Origin of the sequence: Exiguobacterium sp. s63, assembly GCF_018617335.1 — a bacterium.
GTDB lineage: Bacteria > Bacillota > Bacilli > Exiguobacteriales > Exiguobacteriaceae > Exiguobacterium.
The window spans coordinates 640,777-659,456 of sequence record NZ_JACSKB010000002.1; the positions used below are offsets into that span (position 1 = coordinate 640,777).

At 46.9% G+C, this 18,680-nt stretch carries 20 protein-coding genes and 1 pseudogene; 17 read left to right on the top strand and 4 right to left on the bottom strand.

Translation table 11 applies throughout. The features are described from left to right. Positions 1-3 precede the first annotated feature (3 nt). From KNO90_RS10100 to KNO90_RS10130, 7 genes are all read left to right on the top strand, one after another. Positions 4-1,509 carry an ABC transporter permease/substrate-binding protein gene (locus KNO90_RS10100; protein ID WP_214740342.1) on the top strand — a complete coding sequence of 502 codons (1,506 nt, stop codon included), beginning with the start codon at positions 4-6 and terminating at the stop codon, positions 1,507-1,509. Then, positions 1,506-2,378, top strand: coding sequence for a diacylglycerol/lipid kinase family protein (locus KNO90_RS10105; RefSeq protein WP_215113507.1), 873 nt, complete (start codon positions 1,506-1,508; stop codon positions 2,376-2,378). The genes KNO90_RS10100 and KNO90_RS10105 overlap by 4 nt, the downstream gene beginning before the upstream one ends. 122 nt (positions 2,379-2,500) lie before the next feature. Then, a complete protein-coding gene (locus KNO90_RS10110; protein ID WP_214740346.1) occupies positions 2,501-3,853 on the top strand; it encodes a sodium-dependent transporter in 1,353 nt (450 codons plus the stop codon). A gap of 197 nt (positions 3,854-4,050) precedes the next feature. Then, positions 4,051-4,773 carry a 5-bromo-4-chloroindolyl phosphate hydrolysis family protein gene (locus KNO90_RS10115; protein ID WP_214740348.1) on the top strand — a complete coding sequence of 241 codons (723 nt, stop codon included), beginning with the start codon at positions 4,051-4,053 and terminating at the stop codon, positions 4,771-4,773. Continuing rightward, a complete protein-coding gene (locus tag KNO90_RS10120) occupies positions 4,757-5,986 on the top strand; it encodes a toxic anion resistance protein (RefSeq protein ID WP_214740350.1) in 1,230 nt (409 codons plus the stop codon). The genes KNO90_RS10115 and KNO90_RS10120 overlap by 17 nt, the downstream gene beginning before the upstream one ends. Before the next feature lie 51 nt (positions 5,987-6,037). Then, complete coding sequence (locus KNO90_RS10125; protein ID WP_215113508.1) at positions 6,038-6,613, top strand: deoxycytidylate deaminase; 576 nt, start codon at positions 6,038-6,040, stop codon at positions 6,611-6,613. A 203-nt stretch (positions 6,614-6,816) separates the two neighbouring features. Further along, the gene (locus tag KNO90_RS10130; RefSeq protein WP_214740354.1) at positions 6,817-7,167 is read left to right on the top strand and encodes a hypothetical protein; all 351 of its coding nucleotides are present in this window, start codon (positions 6,817-6,819) and stop codon (positions 7,165-7,167) included. 151 nt (positions 7,168-7,318) lie between these two features. Here the strand turns inward: KNO90_RS10130 and hisJ are convergent, their stop codons facing one another. Then, on the bottom strand, positions 7,319-8,137 hold the full coding sequence (gene hisJ, locus KNO90_RS10135; RefSeq protein ID WP_215113509.1) for a histidinol-phosphatase HisJ: 819 nt from the start codon (positions 8,135-8,137) through the stop codon (positions 7,319-7,321). 110 nt (positions 8,138-8,247) lie between these two features. Here hisJ and KNO90_RS10140 point away from each other — a divergent pair, with 110 nt between their 5' ends. From KNO90_RS10140 to hisIE, 9 genes and pseudogenes are all read left to right on the top strand, one after another. Then, positions 8,248-9,171, top strand: a complete 924-nt coding sequence (locus tag KNO90_RS10140) for an ATP phosphoribosyltransferase regulatory subunit (RefSeq protein WP_214740358.1) — start codon at positions 8,248-8,250, stop codon at positions 9,169-9,171. Then, the gene (hisG, locus tag KNO90_RS10145) at positions 9,168-9,776 is read left to right on the top strand and encodes an ATP phosphoribosyltransferase (RefSeq protein ID WP_214734168.1); all 609 of its coding nucleotides are present in this window, start codon (positions 9,168-9,170) and stop codon (positions 9,774-9,776) included. Before KNO90_RS10140 ends, hisG begins: the two co-directional genes overlap by 4 nt. Beyond that, positions 9,773-10,990 (top strand): histidinol dehydrogenase, encoded by a 1,218-nt coding sequence (gene hisD / locus KNO90_RS10150; protein WP_215113510.1) that lies wholly within the window; start codon positions 9,773-9,775, stop codon positions 10,988-10,990. The genes hisG and hisD overlap by 4 nt, the downstream gene beginning before the upstream one ends. Continuing rightward, positions 10,987-12,003, top strand: a complete 1,017-nt coding sequence (locus KNO90_RS10155; RefSeq protein WP_214740363.1) for a pyridoxal phosphate-dependent aminotransferase — start codon at positions 10,987-10,989, stop codon at positions 12,001-12,003. The genes hisD and KNO90_RS10155 overlap by 4 nt, the downstream gene beginning before the upstream one ends. Further along, positions 11,990-12,577 (top strand): imidazoleglycerol-phosphate dehydratase HisB, encoded by a 588-nt coding sequence (gene hisB, locus KNO90_RS10160; protein ID WP_214740365.1) that lies wholly within the window; start codon positions 11,990-11,992, stop codon positions 12,575-12,577. Before KNO90_RS10155 ends, hisB begins: the two co-directional genes overlap by 14 nt. Further along, positions 12,574-13,161, top strand: coding sequence for an imidazole glycerol phosphate synthase subunit HisH (gene hisH / locus KNO90_RS10165; protein ID WP_214742365.1), 588 nt, complete (start codon positions 12,574-12,576; stop codon positions 13,159-13,161). The genes hisB and hisH overlap by 4 nt, the downstream gene beginning before the upstream one ends. Next, entirely contained in the window at positions 13,139-13,852 is a 714-nt protein-coding gene (gene hisA / locus KNO90_RS10170; protein WP_214740367.1) for a 1-(5-phosphoribosyl)-5-[(5-phosphoribosylamino)methylideneamino]imidazole-4-carboxamide isomerase, read from the top strand. Before hisH ends, hisA begins: the two co-directional genes overlap by 23 nt. Then, positions 13,845-14,612, top strand: a complete 768-nt coding sequence (hisF, locus tag KNO90_RS10175) for an imidazole glycerol phosphate synthase subunit HisF (RefSeq protein WP_215113511.1) — start codon at positions 13,845-13,847, stop codon at positions 14,610-14,612. Before hisA ends, hisF begins: the two co-directional genes overlap by 8 nt. Further along, positions 14,561-15,198: pseudogene (hisIE, locus tag KNO90_RS14725) on the top strand (bifunctional phosphoribosyl-AMP cyclohydrolase/phosphoribosyl-ATP diphosphatase HisIE). The gene hisF and the pseudogene hisIE overlap by 52 nt, the downstream one beginning before the upstream one ends. Positions 15,199-15,236: 38 nt before the next feature. On the opposite strand, the gene KNO90_RS10190 reads toward hisIE, so the two are convergent. Then, positions 15,237-16,160, bottom strand: a complete 924-nt coding sequence (locus tag KNO90_RS10190) for a DUF7916 family protein (RefSeq protein WP_214740373.1) — start codon at positions 16,158-16,160, stop codon at positions 15,237-15,239. Between the two features lie 86 nt (positions 16,161-16,246). Here KNO90_RS10190 and KNO90_RS10195 point away from each other — a divergent pair, with 86 nt between their 5' ends. Next, on the top strand, positions 16,247-16,801 hold the full coding sequence (locus tag KNO90_RS10195; RefSeq protein ID WP_214740375.1) for a maltose acetyltransferase domain-containing protein: 555 nt from the start codon (positions 16,247-16,249) through the stop codon (positions 16,799-16,801). Positions 16,802-16,823: 22 nt separating this feature from the next. Here the strand turns inward: KNO90_RS10195 and KNO90_RS10200 are convergent, their stop codons facing one another. Together KNO90_RS10200 and KNO90_RS10205 are read right to left on the bottom strand one after the other, a co-directional pair. Then, positions 16,824-17,837 (bottom strand): pyridoxal phosphate-dependent aminotransferase, encoded by a 1,014-nt coding sequence (locus tag KNO90_RS10200; protein ID WP_214740377.1) that lies wholly within the window; start codon positions 17,835-17,837, stop codon positions 16,824-16,826. Then, entirely contained in the window at positions 17,834-18,601 is a 768-nt protein-coding gene (locus KNO90_RS10205) for a transporter substrate-binding domain-containing protein (RefSeq protein WP_215113512.1), read from the bottom strand. Before KNO90_RS10205 ends, KNO90_RS10200 begins: the two co-directional genes overlap by 4 nt. Positions 18,602-18,680 lie beyond the last annotated feature (79 nt).

The following is an 18,680-nucleotide window of genomic DNA, read 5'->3' on the forward strand; positions in this document are numbered from 1 at the left end:
TGGATGCTTGAGACGTTCCAAAATAGACAAGGACAGCTTGTCGAGGCACTGATTGAGCACTTACAGCTCTCTGTCGTATCGCTTTTGATTGCCGTCTTAATTGCCGTGCCATTGGGAATCTGGTTGACGCGCCGTAAGAAAATCGCCGAAACCGCCATTGGCGTCACTGCGATTATTCAAACGATTCCGTCTCTTGCCTTACTCGGATTAATGATTCCACTCGTTGGAATCGGGGCATTACCTGCTATCATTGCGCTCGTCTTATATGCGCTCCTCCCTATTTTACGAAACACGTTCACCGGGTTGAACGAAGTAGATAAATCGTTACTAGAAGCTGCTCGAGCTTGTGGGATGAAACCGAATCAAAGTTTGATGAAAGTTGAACTCCCTCTCGCGCTCCCGGTCATCATGGCCGGTATCCGTACGGCGATGGTCCTGATTGTCGGTACGGCAACGCTCGCAGCTCTCGTCGGAGCAGGTGGGCTTGGTACGTTAATCTTACTTGGGATCAACCGTAACGATAATTACTTAATTTTACTTGGCGCCATCCCGGCTGCCATTTTAGCACTACTATTTGATTTCTTGTTACGTCAGATGGAAGGTGCGACTGCCACGCGCAACAAGACGAAGTTGATTGCCGTGTCTACCGTTCTCGCTCTCATTATTGTGACACCCCTCGCGTTCGGACGCTCACAAGAGACCGATTTAGTCGTGGCCGGTAAACTCGGTCCAGAACCAGAAATTCTGATGAATATGTATAAATTATTAATTGAGGATCAGACTGATTTGACAGTATCCGTCAAACCGAACTTTGGGGAGACGACATTTGTATGGGGAGCCCTTCAATCGGGTGACGTCGATATTTACCCTGAGTTTACGGGAACGGCCCTTGCGAGTCTCGTCAAAGAGACACCGAATTCTAACGATGCCCGTGAAGTATATGAACAAGCAAGGGACGCCCTTGCGGAAGACGGATACGTGATGCTCGAACCGATGCAATTTAACAATACGTACGCACTCGCCATTCCTCGTGAGTATGCGGAGGCGGAAGATGTCACAGCCATTTCAGATTTACGAAATGTCGAATCCGATATAAAAGCCGGCTTTACACTTGAATTTACGGACCGTGAAGATGGATATCCGGGACTCCAAAATGAGTATGGGTTTGACTTCCCATCTGTTGTCTCGATGGAGCAAAAATTACGTTATCGTGCCATCTCACGAGGCGATGTGAATTTAGTGGACGCTTACGCGACAGACCCTGATATTGCTGAGAACGACCTTGTCGTTTTAGAAGACGATCGCCAATTCTTCCCGCCATATCAAGGAGCCCCACTCTTGAAAGAAGAAACGCTCGAAGAATATCCAGAAATTGAGGATGCGCTCAATCAACTCGCTGGTAAGATTACAGATGAACAGATGTCTGAATTAAACCGACGTGTCGCGTACGGCAATGAACGTGCTTACGATGTAGCAAAAGACTTCTTAGAACAGGAAGGGTTACTATGAGAGCTTTGATTATTTCGAATCCGAAGTCTGGAACGAGTGAGACGATGCTCGGCGAGGTCATCGGAACGATTGAATCGCTCTATGAAGAAATCATCATTAAGAAAACACAAGAGATTGGGGACGCCCTCCGATTTGCGGAAGTAAGCGAATCGTTCGACCACCTGATTGTCATTGGGGGAGACGGGACGTTAAATGAAGTCGTGAATGGATTGATGACTTTAGAGCGGGAAAAACGTCCGACCGTAGGAATCATTCCTGCAGGGACGTGCAATGATTTCGCTCGGGCTCTTGAGCTTCCTATACAACCGACGCAAGCCGCGAGCATCATCAAATCAAATCACGAGCAGCATGTGGATGTCATTCAAGTCGATGAGATGTACGCACTTAACTTTGTCGGCGTCGGCTTGATTGCCGATACATCACGACAAATCGATCCGGATGAAAAAGAATCACTAGGCTCCATCGGATATTTTTTAGCGACCATCCGCCAATTCCGTGAAGCAGACCCGTTTGCGATTCGATTATGTCAAGGTGAGAAAATTCTGTATGAAGGAGATGTAAGTTTTCTATATGTAGGAAACGGAAGTTATCTCGGTACGGTTCCAACTAAACTCGAGACGCAATCTTTTTCAGACGGACTGTTAGAAGTCGTTCATAGTTCTGCAATCGGGTTTCCGATGATTCGACAATTATTAGCCCAACAATTTGGTCTCGATCAAAAATCGACGGAATGGAATCACTTTCAGGCAACACATCTCGAAGTAGAATTGAGTACGTCTCAAATCATCGATGTCGATGGTGAACACTTTGAAACCGATCGGTTGGCAATTCGGATTCTAGAGAGAGCCCTAACATTTTTAACACCATAAAGCATCAACAGAGAAAAGTATTCAGACTTTTCTCTGTTTTTTTGTTGTTCTCACTCTAGAACCATGTTAGTATTTCACTATTATTATGAAAATGAAATGAAAAACAGGAAGTAGGGGTAATCATGGCGCAAAATTCATTCGCCTCAAAAATTGGATTCATTCTAGCTGCCGCAGGGTCGGCAATCGGTTTAGGTGCGATATGGAAGTTTCCATATGTAACCGGAACTAGCGGAGGCGGTGCCTTTTTACTCATGTTTTTGGCGTTCACCTTATTACTCGGTCTGCCATTATTGATTGGTGAATTCATCGTTGGACGTTCAACTCAAAAGACGGCACTTCTTGCCTTCAAAAAATTGGGGCACGGTCGTTGGACCATTATTGGTTACTTAGGCGTCATCGCATGTTTCTTGTTACTTTCCTTCTATAGTGTCATTGGAGGATGGGTCCTCATTTATATCGGTCTCGGTTTAAGTGGAACTTTAAGCGGACGTACCGCTGACGAATTTGGAGACGTATTCGGGAACGTTGTCTCTACACCTGGAATTGCTGTACTCGGACAATTTTTATTCCTTTTGATTACACTTTTGATTGTCTTACGTGGCGTTGAAGCGGGAATTGAGCGTATGAGCAAAATCTTGATGCCGCTCTTATTCATCAGTTTCATCGTTCTCGTCGTTCGTTCGTTGACTCTTGACGGTGCGATGGAAGGTGTTCGCTTCTTCTTACAACCTGACTTCTCTGCCTTGACTGGAGAATCCGTGCTGTTCGCCCTTGGGCAGGCATTCTTCTCCTTATCGTTAGGGGTAGCGGCCATGCTGACGTATGCGTCCTATATTAAAACGAAAGGAACGTTGAATCGTTCAGCCAACATGATTGTCTTGTTGAACATTGCGGTTTCGCTATTAGCTGGACTAGCCATCTTCCCAGCAGTATTTGCATCGGGACTTGATCCGGCCGAGGGACCGGCGTTACTCTTCGTCGTATTACCGGCAGTTTTCAACCAAGTACCACTCGGTGGGTTCTTCATGGTCTTATTCTTCTTATTGTTCGCTTTCGCATCCATCACATCATCGATTGCCATGTTAGAGGTAGTCGTCGCTGGTGTAACGGACCGTCTGAACGAAAAGAAATCGACTTGGACGAAAAAGCAAGTTACGGTATCGGCTGCCATCCTTGTATTTGTGGTAGGCGTTCCATCTGCATTGTCGTTCGGATTATTAAGTGATTTGCATATCTGGAATGGTCGGACGTTCTTCGATACGATGGATTACCTTGTTAGCTATATTTTGATGCCAACAGGTGCGCTTTTGACATCGATCTTTGTAGGTTACGTCGTCGATCAACGTATTTTAAAGGATGAGATTCAAACCTCAGAACCAGGTAAGAAACTTTATCCGATCTGGCATGCGCTCATTCGTTACGTGATTCCGGTGACAGTCGCAATTGTCATGGTATCAACGTGGATGACAACTTAATCGACAAACCGTAGACGCTTAAAGGTCTACGGTTTTTTTCATAGCGCAACGGGAATGAAGTCGATATAGGCGGTGTTTCTACGCCTAGCGACGGAGATAAAACAAATTTTATTATGGTAGAATGATAGGGATGACGAAACTTTTTTTGACAGGTTTCGTAATGTACAATAGAAGTAACATGAGATGAGGTGAAAAGAATGAAAACATGGATGAAATGGGCCCTGACTGGGGCAGTCATATACTTTGCCATTAACGTATTCGATTTCTCCTGGTTATTCATTATAGTAGGGGCGCTCGTTTTGAACGAAGTTTGGTCAACGAACAAACGCAGAAATCGACAACGAACACCGACTCCCGTAGCGAAACGTGCCAAAAAGAAACTATTGCTGGATGAGGAAGAATCCTTTACCGGTTCTAGAATTTTGAAACCGATTGAAGAACCGATGCCGACACGTCAATTTGAGGCAACAGATGATTTGGAACTTCAATTCTTGCAACGGACAATCGAACAAGGATATGAGAAATTGCAACAAATCGACCGCGTGCTTCCTGAAATTAAGGATGTAGAAGTAAGACGTGAAATGAAGGCTGTCTCAAAAGAAGCGCACGAATTATTCGAAGAGCTTTTTGAAAATCCGCAAGATGCAAAACATGTTCGAGACCTGTTCACATTCTATTTAGATTCCCTCGTCTCGGTCGTCTTGAAATTTAAAGAACTTGAAGGAAAACGAGTCGTCATTCAAGAAGAGACTCGAGAACAATTAATCACAAATATGCGACTAATTGTCGATAAATTTAAAGAGCAACGCGGACGTCTTCTCGAAGATGATGCCGTAGACTTTGAACGTGAACTGATCATGATGGAGCGCGTCTTGTCTGATCAGCCGGAAGGGAGAAAGAAACATGACTTCATCGAATGAAACGAACTGGCAGTCATGGCCGGAAGAAGAACTAACTTCTGATACGAAAACAAAAACTGAGACGGAGGGGTTCAGCGATCCATCTGTTGAATGGTCATCCGTTTCCCAGACACATGAAGTACCAGCCATCCAAGCGAAACCGGACGTGCCTCAAGAACATCGTGAGCGTATCACACGATTGGCTGAATCCATTGACATTAAGAAGACAGATTCTGTTATGTTATTCGGTTCGAATGTCCAACGTGAACTTTCACAATTCTCTGATCAAATTTTGACAGAAGTGCGGATGAAAGATGGAGGAGAAGCTGGGAAACTGTTGTCTGACTTGATGCAAAACGTCCGCAAGATGGATCCAGATATGCTTCAACCGGAGAAGAAAAGTTTCATGGATAACATCCCACTGATCGGTCGCGCGAAGAAGAAAGCAGAAAACTATAAACTTCAATTCGAAAAAATGAACGTCTATTTGGAAGAAGTCATTCATAATCTCGACCGTGCGAAGTTCGGTCTCATGAAAGACATCACGATGCTCGATCAAATGTATGACAAGAACAAGCGGTATTTCGAAGAGTTGAACGTTTATATCGCTGCGGGTGAGACAAAGCTTGACCACGTACGGGAGCATGAGATTGCCCCGTTACGTCAAGAAGTGGAAATTTCTAAAGATCAAACAAAGCTTCAACAATTGAACGATATGATTCAACTGGCAGATCGTTTTGAGAAGAAGTTGCACGATTTAAAATTGAGTCGTACAATCAGCCTCCAAATGGCACCGCAAATTCGGGTCATCCAACAGAATAACCAAATTCTTGCTGAAAAGATCGAGTCGGCGGTCGTCAACACGATTCCGCTATGGAAGAACCAAGTCGTTCTCGCGCTCAGTTTGACGCGTCAGAAAACGGCACTTCGTATGCAACAGGATGTGACGAAGACGACAAACCAGCTGCTTGAGCAGAACTCGAAAATGCTTAAAGACTCATCGATTGAAATCGCACAAGAAAATGAAAAAGGGATTGTCTCTGTTGAGTCACTGAAAGTCGCTCACGAGAATTTACTTTCTACATTAGATGAGACATTACGAATCCAACAAGAAGGAAAGCAAAAGCGTCGTGACGCTGAACGTGAACTCGATCGCATGGAGCACGAGTTGAAAGAGAAAGTCATCGAGATTGCCTCGAAAAATAAAGAGCTACCAAAGAACACTGGATATTAAAGGGGGAAGTCTGAGCAATCAGACTTTCCTTTTCTACGAGGAGGGACTTGCGTGGAGAAACAACGACAATGGGATGAGACGTGGTTACTATTCGCTGATATGATGGCCGAGCGGCACTCGAAGTGTGCCTCGAAGAGCGTGGCCTGTGTCATTGTAAAAGATGAAAAACCGATTTCAATCGGCTTGAATGGTACCCCATCGGGTCATACGAATTGTAATGAAATCTATATCAAGCAGGAAGATGGGTTTTATAAGCATGCCGACTATGTTGCATCGACGGACCTCGATATGGTCAATGAACCGGCACGACTCATCCGGAATGGTGTGACATATATCAAATGTACGGACCCTTATGATCATCATCACTGGTCGAAACAACATGAAATTCATGCTGAAATCAATGCGATCGGAAAGTTAGCTGCCGATTCGACGAATGCATTTGGTGCGACAGCGTATGTGACGCATTCACCATGTCATGCCTGTTCGCTTGCCTTGATTGCGGCACGTGTCGCACGAGTCGTTTATGCCGTCGGTTATGAACATGGGGATGGGTTGGAATTGATGCGCGAGAGCGGGATTGAAGTGTTACATATGCCACTTGAGAAAATGTACAAAAATTCATTGTAAACGTTTTCATTAGATGATATATTATTAATGTACTGCCAATGGTGTTTTACTCTTCCATTATTTGCCCCTCCTCGGAGGGGCCTTTTTTTTTTTTGTTCAAAATGAAGTGAGACAAACTTTACACATAATGTTCAATATTTCACAATATACTCTTTAAAATCTTTTATATAATAAAAGTAGATTCAAGAGAGGGGAATTTACTCATGGAAAAACTCGTTCGCTTTACAGATGGTGCATATGATGTAGAGGCGTTAATCACACTCGAAGAAGTGTGGGAAGATAAATTTGCGATTGGCATGCATCAGGAGCTGGCAGTCAAATCGTTGACGATAAACGGAAATGAAGTGTCAGAGATTAAACATGTCCGTGCGCTCCTTCGTTATTATCCGACACTCGGAGTATCCGGAATCTTATTGGCATTAGACAAAGCAGCCGCTGAAATTGTCGCGTTGTCAAAAGATCAAGATCCAGCGCTCCAATACGTTGAGCTCGTGGCTATTCAAATGGACGAGGCAGCAACAAACGACTTGAAAACGTTATACGCAGCGATGTGATTTCAATTGGGTGAATCAATTCACCCAATTTTTTGTTGCATCTATTATTTAGTATGGTATGATATTTACAGATGAAGAAATGGAACGCCATATCGTTGTCAACCATAAGCATGGGGATCTAGATAGCTAGATCGCTGTCAAAAAGCCACGTTCATAGGAACGTGGCTTTTTTTTGTGCAATCATATCGAATCCTGCCGCCACGTCTTGAGCGAGATGGGCATCCGAACCTAACGTGAAAGGAATGTGTAAGTCGTTTGCAACTTTTGCAAGTCCTGCTACGTATGGTTCACCACAATCTGGTTTTCTAAGTCCGGCGGTATTGAAATCAAGTCCGAACCCCCGGTCAGCAATCATCTGTAGTAAACGTCTTTCTTCCTCTTTTACTTCTGAACGACTCCACTCATAGTTTTTTTGATACTTGATCGGTAAGTCGACGTGTCCAATCCGAGCGACTTTAATCGTTTCCCATGGAAATTTGAGGCTATGTTCAATCGACTCATAATATGCTCTCATCACGTTCTCGAATGAACCGAGCGCTCGAACCAGTTCATCAAACGTCTCAGCAGAATAATCGACCGGCATATATACACCATCTATTAATAAGAAGTGTTGTGACAAGATGACCTCATCGAGTAATGGGGCATACGGTTTCAACAGAGCAATCGTCTCTTCTTCAAGATGCGGCAACAAGTCGACTTCTAATCCGATTTTAATATCGATCACCTCTTCATACTGCCTTTTCATCTGACGTAACGTATCGAGATAATCAGGGAGTAAGTCGATCGACATCGCCGAGTCTTGATTCGGCACCGGATCAATAAACGATTGTGGGAACGGTGCGTGCTCCGTGAACGTCATCGTTTGCAGGTCTTTTTCGATTCCGACTTGAATATAATGTTCAATCGGGTCTTTTGTACCGTGTGGACAAAATGGGGTATGCACATGGCCATCATGGGTAAAGTTAAACATCCGTTACACTTCCTTTTTAGTTCAATTGGTTGACAGCTGTTCCTCTGTTTGATAAATTTAACACAATACTTTAGTTTGGTAAAGTGATAATAAGATAAAGGGTGATTATCATGATTTGGTCAAATTCAAAAGGTTCAATTCCAGAAGGATGGTATGAACTACAGTCAGGTGATGTCATTCGACCGAAGCGCTGGATGTTGTCATTTTTAGAGAAGGCAGAGTCGAGCGGTTATGCCGTCATCGACCCGCCGTTACTTGAATACTATTCCCACTATCAAAACTTGGCACTCTTTGACGAGTCGGCCTATTATCGTTTATTCGGGAATGATGGGGAACTCCTCGTCATGCGCCCTGACTATACACTGCAAATCGCAAGAAAGTTAGCAGACGGTCATGAACCGATGCGTGTCGCTTACGCGGGGGCCGTCTATCGTCGGACTGTCAAACATTCAGGGCAACCGCATGAACGGCAACAGCTCGGACTCGAGTGGGTCGATGGCGAAGAGAAGGACAGTCATCTGATTGAATCCTTTCTCGATATGACAGAAGGAGTCCTGCCTACTGAACGTTTGACGATCAAAATTGGGTCAGCGGCCGTCATCTCGCTCATCGCGAAAGAGACAGGTATTCAGGAACGGACATTCCGTAAAATCCTAGCACTTCGAAACTTAGAGTCATTGCGTGAATTAGCAGAGACGTATCGCTATCCATTGATTGCGAAGCTACCGTTTCTAATTGGGAATTCTGCACTCGAAGAATTACGGGCTGGGGCACCGGATTCTCTAAAAGATGCCATCGATGAAGTGGACGATGCAGTGCAACACTTACGTACCATCGGTTTAGAGGTATCATACGATTTCGGTCAAACGGGGGACTTTGATTACTATTCAGGTTTGACCGTGACTGGGAGTGTCGAAGGGAAGCGTGTCCTTTCAGGAGGACGATATGATTCACTCTATGGACATTTCGGACACTCGAGACGAGCATTCGGGATGTCACTCGATTTAGAACAGTTAGATGAGGTGATCAAATGAAAGTAGCGGTCGCGAAAGGTCGAATTGAAAAAGCAGCCCGTCAATTTTTTGTTGAACGTGACTTACCCGTATGGCCGGAGAAACGGGGTCGTGAGCTGACGGTACAAGCAGGAGATCATGAATTTATTTTCGTCAAAGGGGACGACGTCTATAAATATGTGATGCATGGAGCAGCAGATGTCGGCATTGTCGGTGGAGATATTTTACGAGAGAAAACACCCGGTGTGCTCGAAGTCGTCGACTTGCCGTTTGGGCGCTGTCGAATGGCCGTATGTGGTCCAAAAGTTCGACGAAACGGAACGAAAAAATTAAAAGTGGCGAGTAAATATCCGAACATCGCCATCTCACACTTTGCGTCAAAGCGACAAAACGTAGAAGTCATCGCATTGAACGGATCGGTCGAACTTGCTCCGTTAACGGGACTCGCAGATTGCATCGTCGATATCGTCGAGACAGGCGCGACGTTGGCTGCAAACGACTTGGAAGAATACGAGACGATTTTTTCAATCAATGCAAAATTCATCACGAGCGAAACAGCTTTGGCAGAGCAGCCTGACGAATTAAAGGCATGGATTCGAAAGCTGAGTCAGGAGGAGAATGCATGAGTACAGAAACGAATCGATCACGGCGAGAAGCTTGGGCGGAAGCGGTCAAACCAATCGTAGAAGCGGTTGAGGCACGCGGAGATGAAGCACTCCTTGAATGGACGCGTCAATTCGATGGGGTCGACCAAATCGAATCCATCGATTTGTCTCGCTTTACCCCGCCGGCAGCGTATACTGAACTGACGGAAGCGTTGACCTTAGCGGCAGAACGGATTCGCGCCTTCCACGCGCATCAAGTACGTCAAGATGATGTGTTCGAAGATACGATGTTCCGACTCGGAAGACGTTATATGCCGCTCGATTCGGTCGGTGTCTACGTACCTGGTGGGACAGCCGTCTATCCGTCGAGCGTCCTGATGAATATCATTCCGGCGAAAGTGGCCGGTGTCAAACGAGTCGTCATGGTCACCCCACCAAAAGTAGATGGGATTGACATTTCCCTCTTGATCGCAGCAAAAATCGCAGGTGCCGATGAATGTTTTCTAATCGGAGGTGCCCAAGCCGTTGCCGCACTCGCATATGGGACAGAAACAATTCGTCCGGTCGATAAGATTGTCGGACCCGGAAATGCGTATGTCGCGACGGCGAAGGCGCTCGTCTCACATATCGTTGGGATCGACTCCGTCGCGGGACCGTCCGAAGTATTAATTATTGCCGATGACACGGCAAATCCGAAGTGGGTTGCCGCCGATCTACTCGCACAAGCAGAACATGATGTGGAAGCGACGGCAATCGCACTCGTCACGACAGAAACGCTTCGTGATGAAGTCGACCAAGAACTTGAGCGTCAACTTTCGCTCTTACCACGACAAGAGATCGCCAGGGAATCATTGAAACGTGGCGGAGTAATCGTTCGATCACTAGAAGATGCCATCGATTATGCGAACACGATGGCTGCGGAGCACGTCCAGTTGGCCGTCAAAGATCCTGAAACGTTGATGCGTGCGATACGTCACGGCGGGTCGTTCTTCCTCGGTCACGAGGCGGCGGAAGCGTTCGGGGATTATATCGCTGGACCGAACCACGTCTTACCGACGAGCGGAACGGCACGATTCTCTAGTGGACTGTCGGTCGACGACTTTTATCGTCGTCAGACATTCCTTGAGATGACAGAGCTTGATGAGGCGATCACAAAGGCTGCGATTCGAATCGCCAAACAAGAACAATTAGAAGGACATGCCCGTGCGATGGCTGTTCGGATGGAGGACATATGAGACGAAATTATCAGAACATCCCGCGTTATGTGCCTCACGCCGTATCAGGGTACGCGCTGAATCAAAATGAAAGTCAATATCCGTTACCAGAGCGGCTTGAACGAGCTATTCGAGACGTTTCACTCGAGGCGCTCAGCCGTTATCCGGTCGAAGAATTGCTTGCCTTAAAAGCGAGTTATGCGAATTATGCGGGAGTCGAGACGACGCAACTGATGGTCGGGAGTGGAAGCGACGAGCTGTTAGCCATCTTAAGTCAGGCCATTTTAGATACGGAAGACCGTGTGGTCGCACCGGCTCCAGACTTTTCGATGTATGGCATATACACACAGATTGCGAGAGGGCACTTCATGCAACCAGATAAGCTTGGATTGAGTTACGATGCCCTAACCGAACTCATTCAAACGAATGAGCCGAAGCTCGTTCTGATTTCGAATCCGAATAACCCGACCGGTAAGATGTGGACACTTGAAGAATTGTCGGACATTGCGACACGCGTCCCTTATCTCGTCGTAGATGAGGCGTATATCGATTTCACGATGGAGGACTCGTTTGTATCTCGCTTGAACGAACATCCGAACGTCATCATCTTACGAACATTATCAAAAGCGTTTGGTCTTGCGAACCTTCGAATTGGATTCATGATTGCGTCAGAAGAGATCATCGAACAAATCGACCGATTCCGTTCACCGTTCAATGTGAGTGGACTCAGTGCCGCAGTCGCCAACGTTGTATTGCGTGATGAGACATATATCCAAGAGTCGATTCAGTTCCACACGGCGCAACGTGAGAAATTAACCGAGTTGTTACGACCGATCGGTGAGATTTTACCGAGTCGTGCCAACTTTATCTATGTCAAAACCGATGACAGTGAAGGGTGGGCATCCCGCTTCCTAGAAAAAGGCGTCCATGTACGTGCGTTTCCGGATGGATTACGTGTCAGTGCAGGGACAGATGAGGCGTATGCCTATATCCGACAAACGATTGAAGAGGTGAATTCTGTTGAGAACAGCTGAACTAAAGCGTGAGACGAAAGAGACAAAAATTGAGATTCGAGTCAATCTAGATGGAACAGGAGAAAGCACCATCCAAACAGGAGTCGGTTTTTTTGACCACATGTTGACGTTACTTGCCTTTCACAGTCAGATGGACTTAGAGGTGAAAGTCGAAGGAGATACGTGGGTCGATGCTCATCACACAGTCGAAGACGTGGGGATTGCGCTCGGTCAACTCATCGCCAAGTCACTCGGGGACAAAGTCGGGATTCGCCGCTATGGGTCGAGTTACATGCCGATGGATGAAACGCTAGCACGAGCGGTCATTGATGTGTCAGGGCGTCCCTTCCTCGTCTATCAAGCGGATATTCGCAATCCGAAGCTTGGCGATTTTGATACCGAGCTCGCTGAGGAATTCTTCCGGGCCGTTGCCATGAATGGTCGACTCACACTGCACTTAGCTGTCCTGTATGGGTCGAACTCACACCACATGATTGAAGGGTTGTTCAAAGCGTTCGGACGAGCACTTGCTGAGGCGATCTCGAGTGATGGGACGAATCGCCTCCCTTCTACGAAAGGATGGATCGAAGGATGAAAGTAGCCGTCATCGATTATGGAATGGGAAACGTATTTAACGTCGAGCGTGCGTTACAAGCAATCGGTTGCTACGTCGTGATCACGAATGATGCTAGCAAAATTGAAGAGGCGGATGCCATTTTACTTCCTGGGGTCGGTGCCTTCCCGCAAGCGATGCAATCACTCGAACAGACGGGGCTCATCCCCTTATTGCAAAAGATGGCGACGGAGAAACCTTTTTTAGGAATCTGTCTTGGGATGCAGCTCTTGTTTGATTCGAGCACGGAAGGTATGCCGACAAAAGGTCTCGGGTTGATTCCGGGAACGGTCGAGCGGATGCGAGCGAAGCGTCTTCCACACGTGGGATGGAACTCGATCCTCCGTGATGAGGATGTCTATTTTGTACACTCATACCACGCTGTGACGGCCGACGATTACATCGTGGCGGCAGCTGATTATATGGGTGAGAAAGTTCCGGCAATCGTTCAAAAAGGGCTCGTGACGGGCATGCAGTTCCACCCGGAAAAGAGCGGGACGTTCGGTCTCAGTTTACTTCAAGAATGGAAGGAGGCGGTCGAACGTGAGATTACTACCCGCCATTGATTTGATTGGAGGCAAGATTGTCCGTTTGACGGAAGGTGATTTTTCCACGGAAGAACAATACGGGGATCCGTATGAATTATTAAAAGCGTGGCAAGGAAAAGTTCCGATGATTCACTTAATTGATTTAGAAGGGGCCAAGGCAGGTGAGCCGCGTCACTTAGACGTTGTCCGCTATGCGAAGTCTCTTGGATTTCTTGTTCAAACAGGAGGTGGGATTCGTTCTAAAGCCTCACTTGATGCGGTCATGGAAACGGGTGCGGACCGCGTCCTTTTAGGGACGAAGGCGTTTACGGATCCTGACTTTTTGGACAAGGCGATTGAAAAGTACGGGAAGCGAGTTGCTGTGGCACTCGATGCATATGACGGAAAGGTCGCCATCAATGGATGGCAGGAAGCGACAAAGCTCGATGACATCTCGGTCGCCCAAGATCTCGTCAAACGAGGCATTGAGACGATTCTGTATACCGATATCGGATCCGATGGGAAATTGAACGGACCGAATGTTTCTCGCATGAAGGCGCTGCGTCAAATCGTCAACGTCACACTGATTGCCTCAGGCGGTGTGACGACCGAAGAGGACGTGAAGGAACTAATGATGGCCAAGATTGATGAGGCCGTCGTCGGGAAAGCACTTCTGTCCGGTAAAGTGAGTATCGAAGAACTGATTGAGTGGGAGGCGCGTTATGCTTAAACGCAGAATTATTCCATGTCTCGATGTGAAGGATGGCCGTGTCGTCAAAGGGATTGAATTCGTTCAATTGAGAGACATCGGGGACCCGGTCGAAATCGCGAAATATTATGACAAGTCCGGAGCCGATGAACTTGTCTTTCTCGATATCACGGCAAGTACAGAGCGTCGCCAGACGATGCTCGATGTCGTCAGCGCTGTGGCACGAAAAGTATTCATCCCGCTGACAGTCGGTGGTGGGATTCGTTCACTCGAGGATATCTCCTCATTATTAAAAGCAGGAGCGGACAAAGTATCGTTGAATACGCTCGCTGTCGAATCACCAAGTCTCATCCGTGAAGCGGCCGATCGTTTCGGTTCTCAATGCATCGTCGTCGCAATCGACGTAAAGTTTGAAGATGGGGAGTACTATGTTTACACATATGGAGGTAAACAGAAGACAGACCTGTTAGCGGTCGAATGGGCGAAACAAGTGGCCGCGCTCGGGGCGGGTGAACTTCTTGTGACGTCCATGAACCAAGACGGAAAGCAAAGCGGATATGACCTTGCGATTTTAGAACAACTTCGCGAAGTCGTCGACATTCCGATTATCGCATCAGGTGGGGCAGGGAATGCCGAACACGTGGTCGAAGCGCTTGAAAAGGTCGACGCTGCGCTACTTGCCTCCATCTTACATGACCGAAAAACGACAGTAGAAGAGGTGAAGCACGTATGCACGAGTCACAACTTGCCGATGCGGTTCGTTTCGACGAAAATGGATTAATTCCCGCCATCATCGTCTCAGAAGAAGACGGGGCCGTCCTCATGCTCGGATATATGAATGATGAGGCCATCCGTCAAACGCTACGTGAACGGGTCGTGACGTTCTGGTCTCGTTCAAAAGGTAGGCTATGGATGAAAGGGGAGACGAGCGGCAACACACTTGACGTCGTCAGTATCCACGTCGACTGTGATCAGGATGCGCTTCTCGTTCGTGTCCATGCGAATGGTCCGACTTGTCATACCGGAAATCGAAGTTGTTTCTTTACGGAGGTGAACGTATGATTCATGAATTGGAGCAATTGATTCAATCCAGAAAAGATGAACCAAAAGAAGGTTCGTATACGACGTATTTGTTTGAACAAGGCGTCGAAAAAATCGCGAAGAAGTTCGGTGAAGAATCGTTCGAGGTCGTCATTGCTGCCATGACGGATGAAGACTTGGTCGAAGAATCAGCTGATCTTCTGTATCATCTACTCGTCTTATTGGCGGCTAAAGGTGTGCGCTTAGAGGATGTGGAAGCGTTACTCGCCAAACGTCACGGCACGACGACGCCGGCGAAGCCTCGTCGCGACGTAACGGAATGGTAAAGAAAAGAGGAAGGAGAACCGCTCCTTCCTCTTTTATATTATCGATTCACCGAAGCAGCCATGCGAATATATGTATGGCGTCGTCCACGAATGGCAATCGAAAGTGCCTGGATGTTCTCTGGTACGGCAATCCCGGACAGTCCGGCGTCACCGATATGGACGATATCTGCGCCGCCTCGTTTTGAAGAGAGTGCAATCTCCCGAACGGTCGCGACATCTGCGCCTTCTTGTGACGTTCCAATCGCCGCTAATGTGAGAGCGCCGAGCGCTTGCAGTTCTTGCACGAGTTCGTGGAACGATTCTTCACGGACACCAGGTACGGTGCCTGGAGCCGGCAGGAGAATGATGTCTGCACCAGCTTCGACGAAGCGGATATATGCGTCACGGTCCAACACATTGCCGACTCCGGCCTGGTGCATCTTTCCAGCAATGATGACCCCTGCGAATTCACGACGCGCTTGGATGATTGCTTGTTCGATGGCTTCATTCGTAACTCCGGTATTCGGATTGCCTGTCAGACAGACGAAATCAATCCCGAGCTCAGACGCTTTTTGGAACGCTTCCATTGAAGCGAGTCTACCTCGTTTCACGTCATTCATTTCAGACGACTTCTCTGAAAAATCGACAGGTTCCAAGTTGACTCCAATTGGCAATCCAATCAGTCGTTTTAGTTCCAGAATCGGATGGTCACTCATCTCATCACCTGGCATCTCGCCGAACAACGCATGACTTTCAAGTCCTTTAATGTAAGGGTGAAACACATCCAACATGTTCAATAAAATCAAGTCGGCGCCGAATGCTCGCGCGAGTTCCGCATTTGTCACTTCTGGGTAAAGTGGCTGAACCGTCGGGATGACCTCGGCCATGACCGTTCGTCCTTCCGCTTTTCGAATCGATTCGACTAGATCTTGGCGGTTAAACGTTAAAAAATCACTTGCCCGACATTCTAAAATCCGTTTCATCACATCTGCCTCCTTCTGCTCATCCTTGTCTCTATTCCCTAAACCTTCAAAAAATCCTCTATACTAACGAGTAAGGAGGGATAAAAATGACGGAAAAAGAGAAGATGATTCGTGGTGAACTCTATTTAGCGGGTGATGACACGCTCGTCGCAGACCGTAAGCGTGCCCGGCGATTGACTGAACGATTCAATCGATCTGGGATTGATGAGTTGGAAGAACGAAATGAGATTCTTAGTGAGTTACTCGGTTCGACGAAAGAGTCGTATTACATCGAACCGAACTTCAAATGTGATTACGGGTACAATATTCACTTGGGAGAACGATTCTATGCGAATTTTGATTGTGTCTTTTTAGACATCTGTCCTATCACGTTCGGGGATGACTGCATGCTTGCACCGGGCGTACATATTTACACGGCGACACACCCGATTGACCCAACTGAGCGCATCTCAGGATATGAGTTCGGGAAACCCGTGACCATCGGGGACCGAGTATGGATCGGTGGAGGGGCCATCATCAATCCGGGAGTGACGATTGGGGATGAGGCTGTCATTGCATCTGGTGCCGTCGTCACAAAAGATGTTCCACCACGGACGGTCGTTGGAGGAAATCCGGCACGTGTGATCAAGACGATTGACTGACAAAAACTCCTGAACATGAGGTTCAGGAGTTTTTTACGTGACTTGTATCCATGTATTGCTGAATAGCTGAATGTGCAAGATGAAGCGCCATCTCGTCCCCGATTGTCACCCGAATCCCCATCTGTTGTTTCGACGTGTGTACGTTGAAGTCAGTCAAGTGCGACCACAACTCTTCATGTTGCTCTAACTCGACATACAAGAAGTTCGTCGTGGCAGGGATGACATGACCGATGGTTTCGAAGGCTTGCGCCCACTTTTGCCGCATCTCGTCATGCCATTCAATTGTTTCTTGAAGATAAGTGGCATCTTTTAAGAAGATGTTGCAAATTTTTGCACTCACCCCGCTAATGTTAAACGGTGGGATGAATTGACGGAAATAGTGTGCGAGTTCTGTGTTTGTCACCATGAATCCGATTCGAACGTTTGCCAATCCAAACGCTTTTGACATCGTGCGAAGCACGATGAGATTCGGAAGGGTGGCAATGAACGGAATCGTGCTTGCATCTGGTGTGAAGTCCATATACGCCTCATCTACTACGATATATGGCACAAGTGAGGCGAGATGCGTCAACTCTTCTACGGTCCACAGCTTCCCAGTTGGATTGTTCGGATTCGAAAGGAGAAGAAGCTTCGGATGATGCGTCTCGATTGCCTCTAAAATCCCCTCATATGATAAATCATTGGCTTGAACATGTTGCCCGTGGGCAATGGTCGTGAAGATGGGATACATCGAAAAGTCAGGTGCCGGGGACAAGACGATGTCATGTGGTGTGAGCAATGCTTGCGTTACAACATGAATCATTTCATCACTCCCACAACCGACGAGTAATTGCTCAGGTGTGACGCCGGCGTATGTAGCGTATCGTTCGAACAATTCATTGATTGGTTCGACGGGATATTCGTGTAAGTCATGGTACGTCAACGAATCAAGCTGACTCTTGATTCGGTCAGGTAATGGGAACTGACTTTCATTTTGGTTTAACCGATGTCCCGTCGGATAAACGACGGGATAGATCGGAAGCTCGATTTGTCTCATTCAGTTGGCTCCATCGAGAACCATTTTTTCACCAATTCATCGATTTCACCTGACTCCATCATCTTGTTCAACTCTTCGTTGAACTGCTCTCGTAACTCATCATCTAATTTGAAGGCAGCAGCTGAGCCTTTTTCGCCATCCTCTTTCAAAGCGAATGTATAGAAGCTGTCATCTTGGTCTAAATATTTCTGTGCGACCGTGTCTTCGATGACCATCGCATCGATTCGACCTGTGTTCAACTCTTGAACGATTTCAGGGATTTTGTTCAACGATACGAGTTCAGCGTCAGGTGCTTGTTCTTTAGCGATATTTTCTTGAATCGAAGCCGTTTGGACACCGATTTTCTTACCAGACAAATCTTCGATCGCTTGAAGTGACTCGTCTTTTGTCATGATCAAGTTTGTCGCGGAAAGATAGATGTCTGAGAAGTCCGCATTCTCTTTACGCTCTTCTGTTGGCGTCATCCCGGCCATGACGAAGTCGACACGCCCGCTATTCAAGGCCCCAAGTAAGCTACCGAAGTCCATATCTTCAATCTTCAATTCGTAACCGAGACGTTCTGTAATCGTCTCCGCGATTTCAATATCAAATCCGACAATCGCATCCCCGTTTGCCGTATCGACAAATTCATATGGGAAGTAATCGGCGCTCGTCCCCATGACGATCGTTTTTTGTTCTGTCGCTTCACCTTCTGTTTCTTGACTACATGCACCGAGTAAAGCCGCGCTCAACATAAGTGTACCTGCTAATAACCATTTTTTCATATGTGTATAATGCCTCCCTGTTGTAGATGAGACTAAGTGTAAATGTATGATTATTAATTGTAAAGCATAAATATACAAA

What these genes read in the sequence shown, in the direction of transcription:
- KNO90_RS10100 (WP_214740342.1), top strand. Translation starts at nt 4, where the DNA reads ATGCTTGAGACGTTCCAAAATAGACAAGGACAGCTTGTCGAGGCACTG.
- KNO90_RS10195 (WP_214740375.1), top strand. Translation starts at nt 16,247, where the DNA reads ATGACGGAAAAAGAGAAGATGATTCGTGGTGAACTCTATTTAGCGGGT.
- hisG (WP_214734168.1), top strand. Translation starts at nt 9,168, where the DNA reads ATGAAAGTAGCGGTCGCGAAAGGTCGAATTGAAAAAGCAGCCCGTCAA.
- KNO90_RS10140 (WP_214740358.1), top strand. Translation starts at nt 8,248, where the DNA reads ATGATTTGGTCAAATTCAAAAGGTTCAATTCCAGAAGGATGGTATGAA.
- KNO90_RS10190 (WP_214740373.1), bottom strand. Translation starts at nt 16,160, where the DNA reads ATGAAACGGATTTTAGAATGTCGGGCAAGTGATTTTTTAACGTTTAAC.
- KNO90_RS10115 (WP_214740348.1), top strand. Translation starts at nt 4,051, where the DNA reads ATGAAAACATGGATGAAATGGGCCCTGACTGGGGCAGTCATATACTTT.
- KNO90_RS10200 (WP_214740377.1), bottom strand. Translation starts at nt 17,837, where the DNA reads ATGAGACAAATCGAGCTTCCGATCTATCCCGTCGTTTATCCGACGGGA.
- KNO90_RS10120 (WP_214740350.1), top strand. Translation starts at nt 4,757, where the DNA reads ATGACTTCATCGAATGAAACGAACTGGCAGTCATGGCCGGAAGAAGAA.
- KNO90_RS10155 (WP_214740363.1), top strand. Translation starts at nt 10,987, where the DNA reads ATGAGACGAAATTATCAGAACATCCCGCGTTATGTGCCTCACGCCGTA.
- hisH (WP_214742365.1), top strand. Translation starts at nt 12,574, where the DNA reads ATGAAAGTAGCCGTCATCGATTATGGAATGGGAAACGTATTTAACGTC.
- KNO90_RS10110 (WP_214740346.1), top strand. Translation starts at nt 2,501, where the DNA reads ATGGCGCAAAATTCATTCGCCTCAAAAATTGGATTCATTCTAGCTGCC.
- KNO90_RS10105 (WP_215113507.1), top strand. Translation starts at nt 1,506, where the DNA reads ATGAGAGCTTTGATTATTTCGAATCCGAAGTCTGGAACGAGTGAGACG.
- KNO90_RS10205 (WP_215113512.1), bottom strand. Translation starts at nt 18,601, where the DNA reads ATGAAAAAATGGTTATTAGCAGGTACACTTATGTTGAGCGCGGCTTTA.
- hisF (WP_215113511.1), top strand. Translation starts at nt 13,845, where the DNA reads ATGCTTAAACGCAGAATTATTCCATGTCTCGATGTGAAGGATGGCCGT.
- hisJ (WP_215113509.1), bottom strand. Translation starts at nt 8,137, where the DNA reads ATGTTTAACTTTACCCATGATGGCCATGTGCATACCCCATTTTGTCCA.
- KNO90_RS10130 (WP_214740354.1), top strand. Translation starts at nt 6,817, where the DNA reads ATGGAAAAACTCGTTCGCTTTACAGATGGTGCATATGATGTAGAGGCG.
- hisD (WP_215113510.1), top strand. Translation starts at nt 9,773, where the DNA reads ATGAGTACAGAAACGAATCGATCACGGCGAGAAGCTTGGGCGGAAGCG.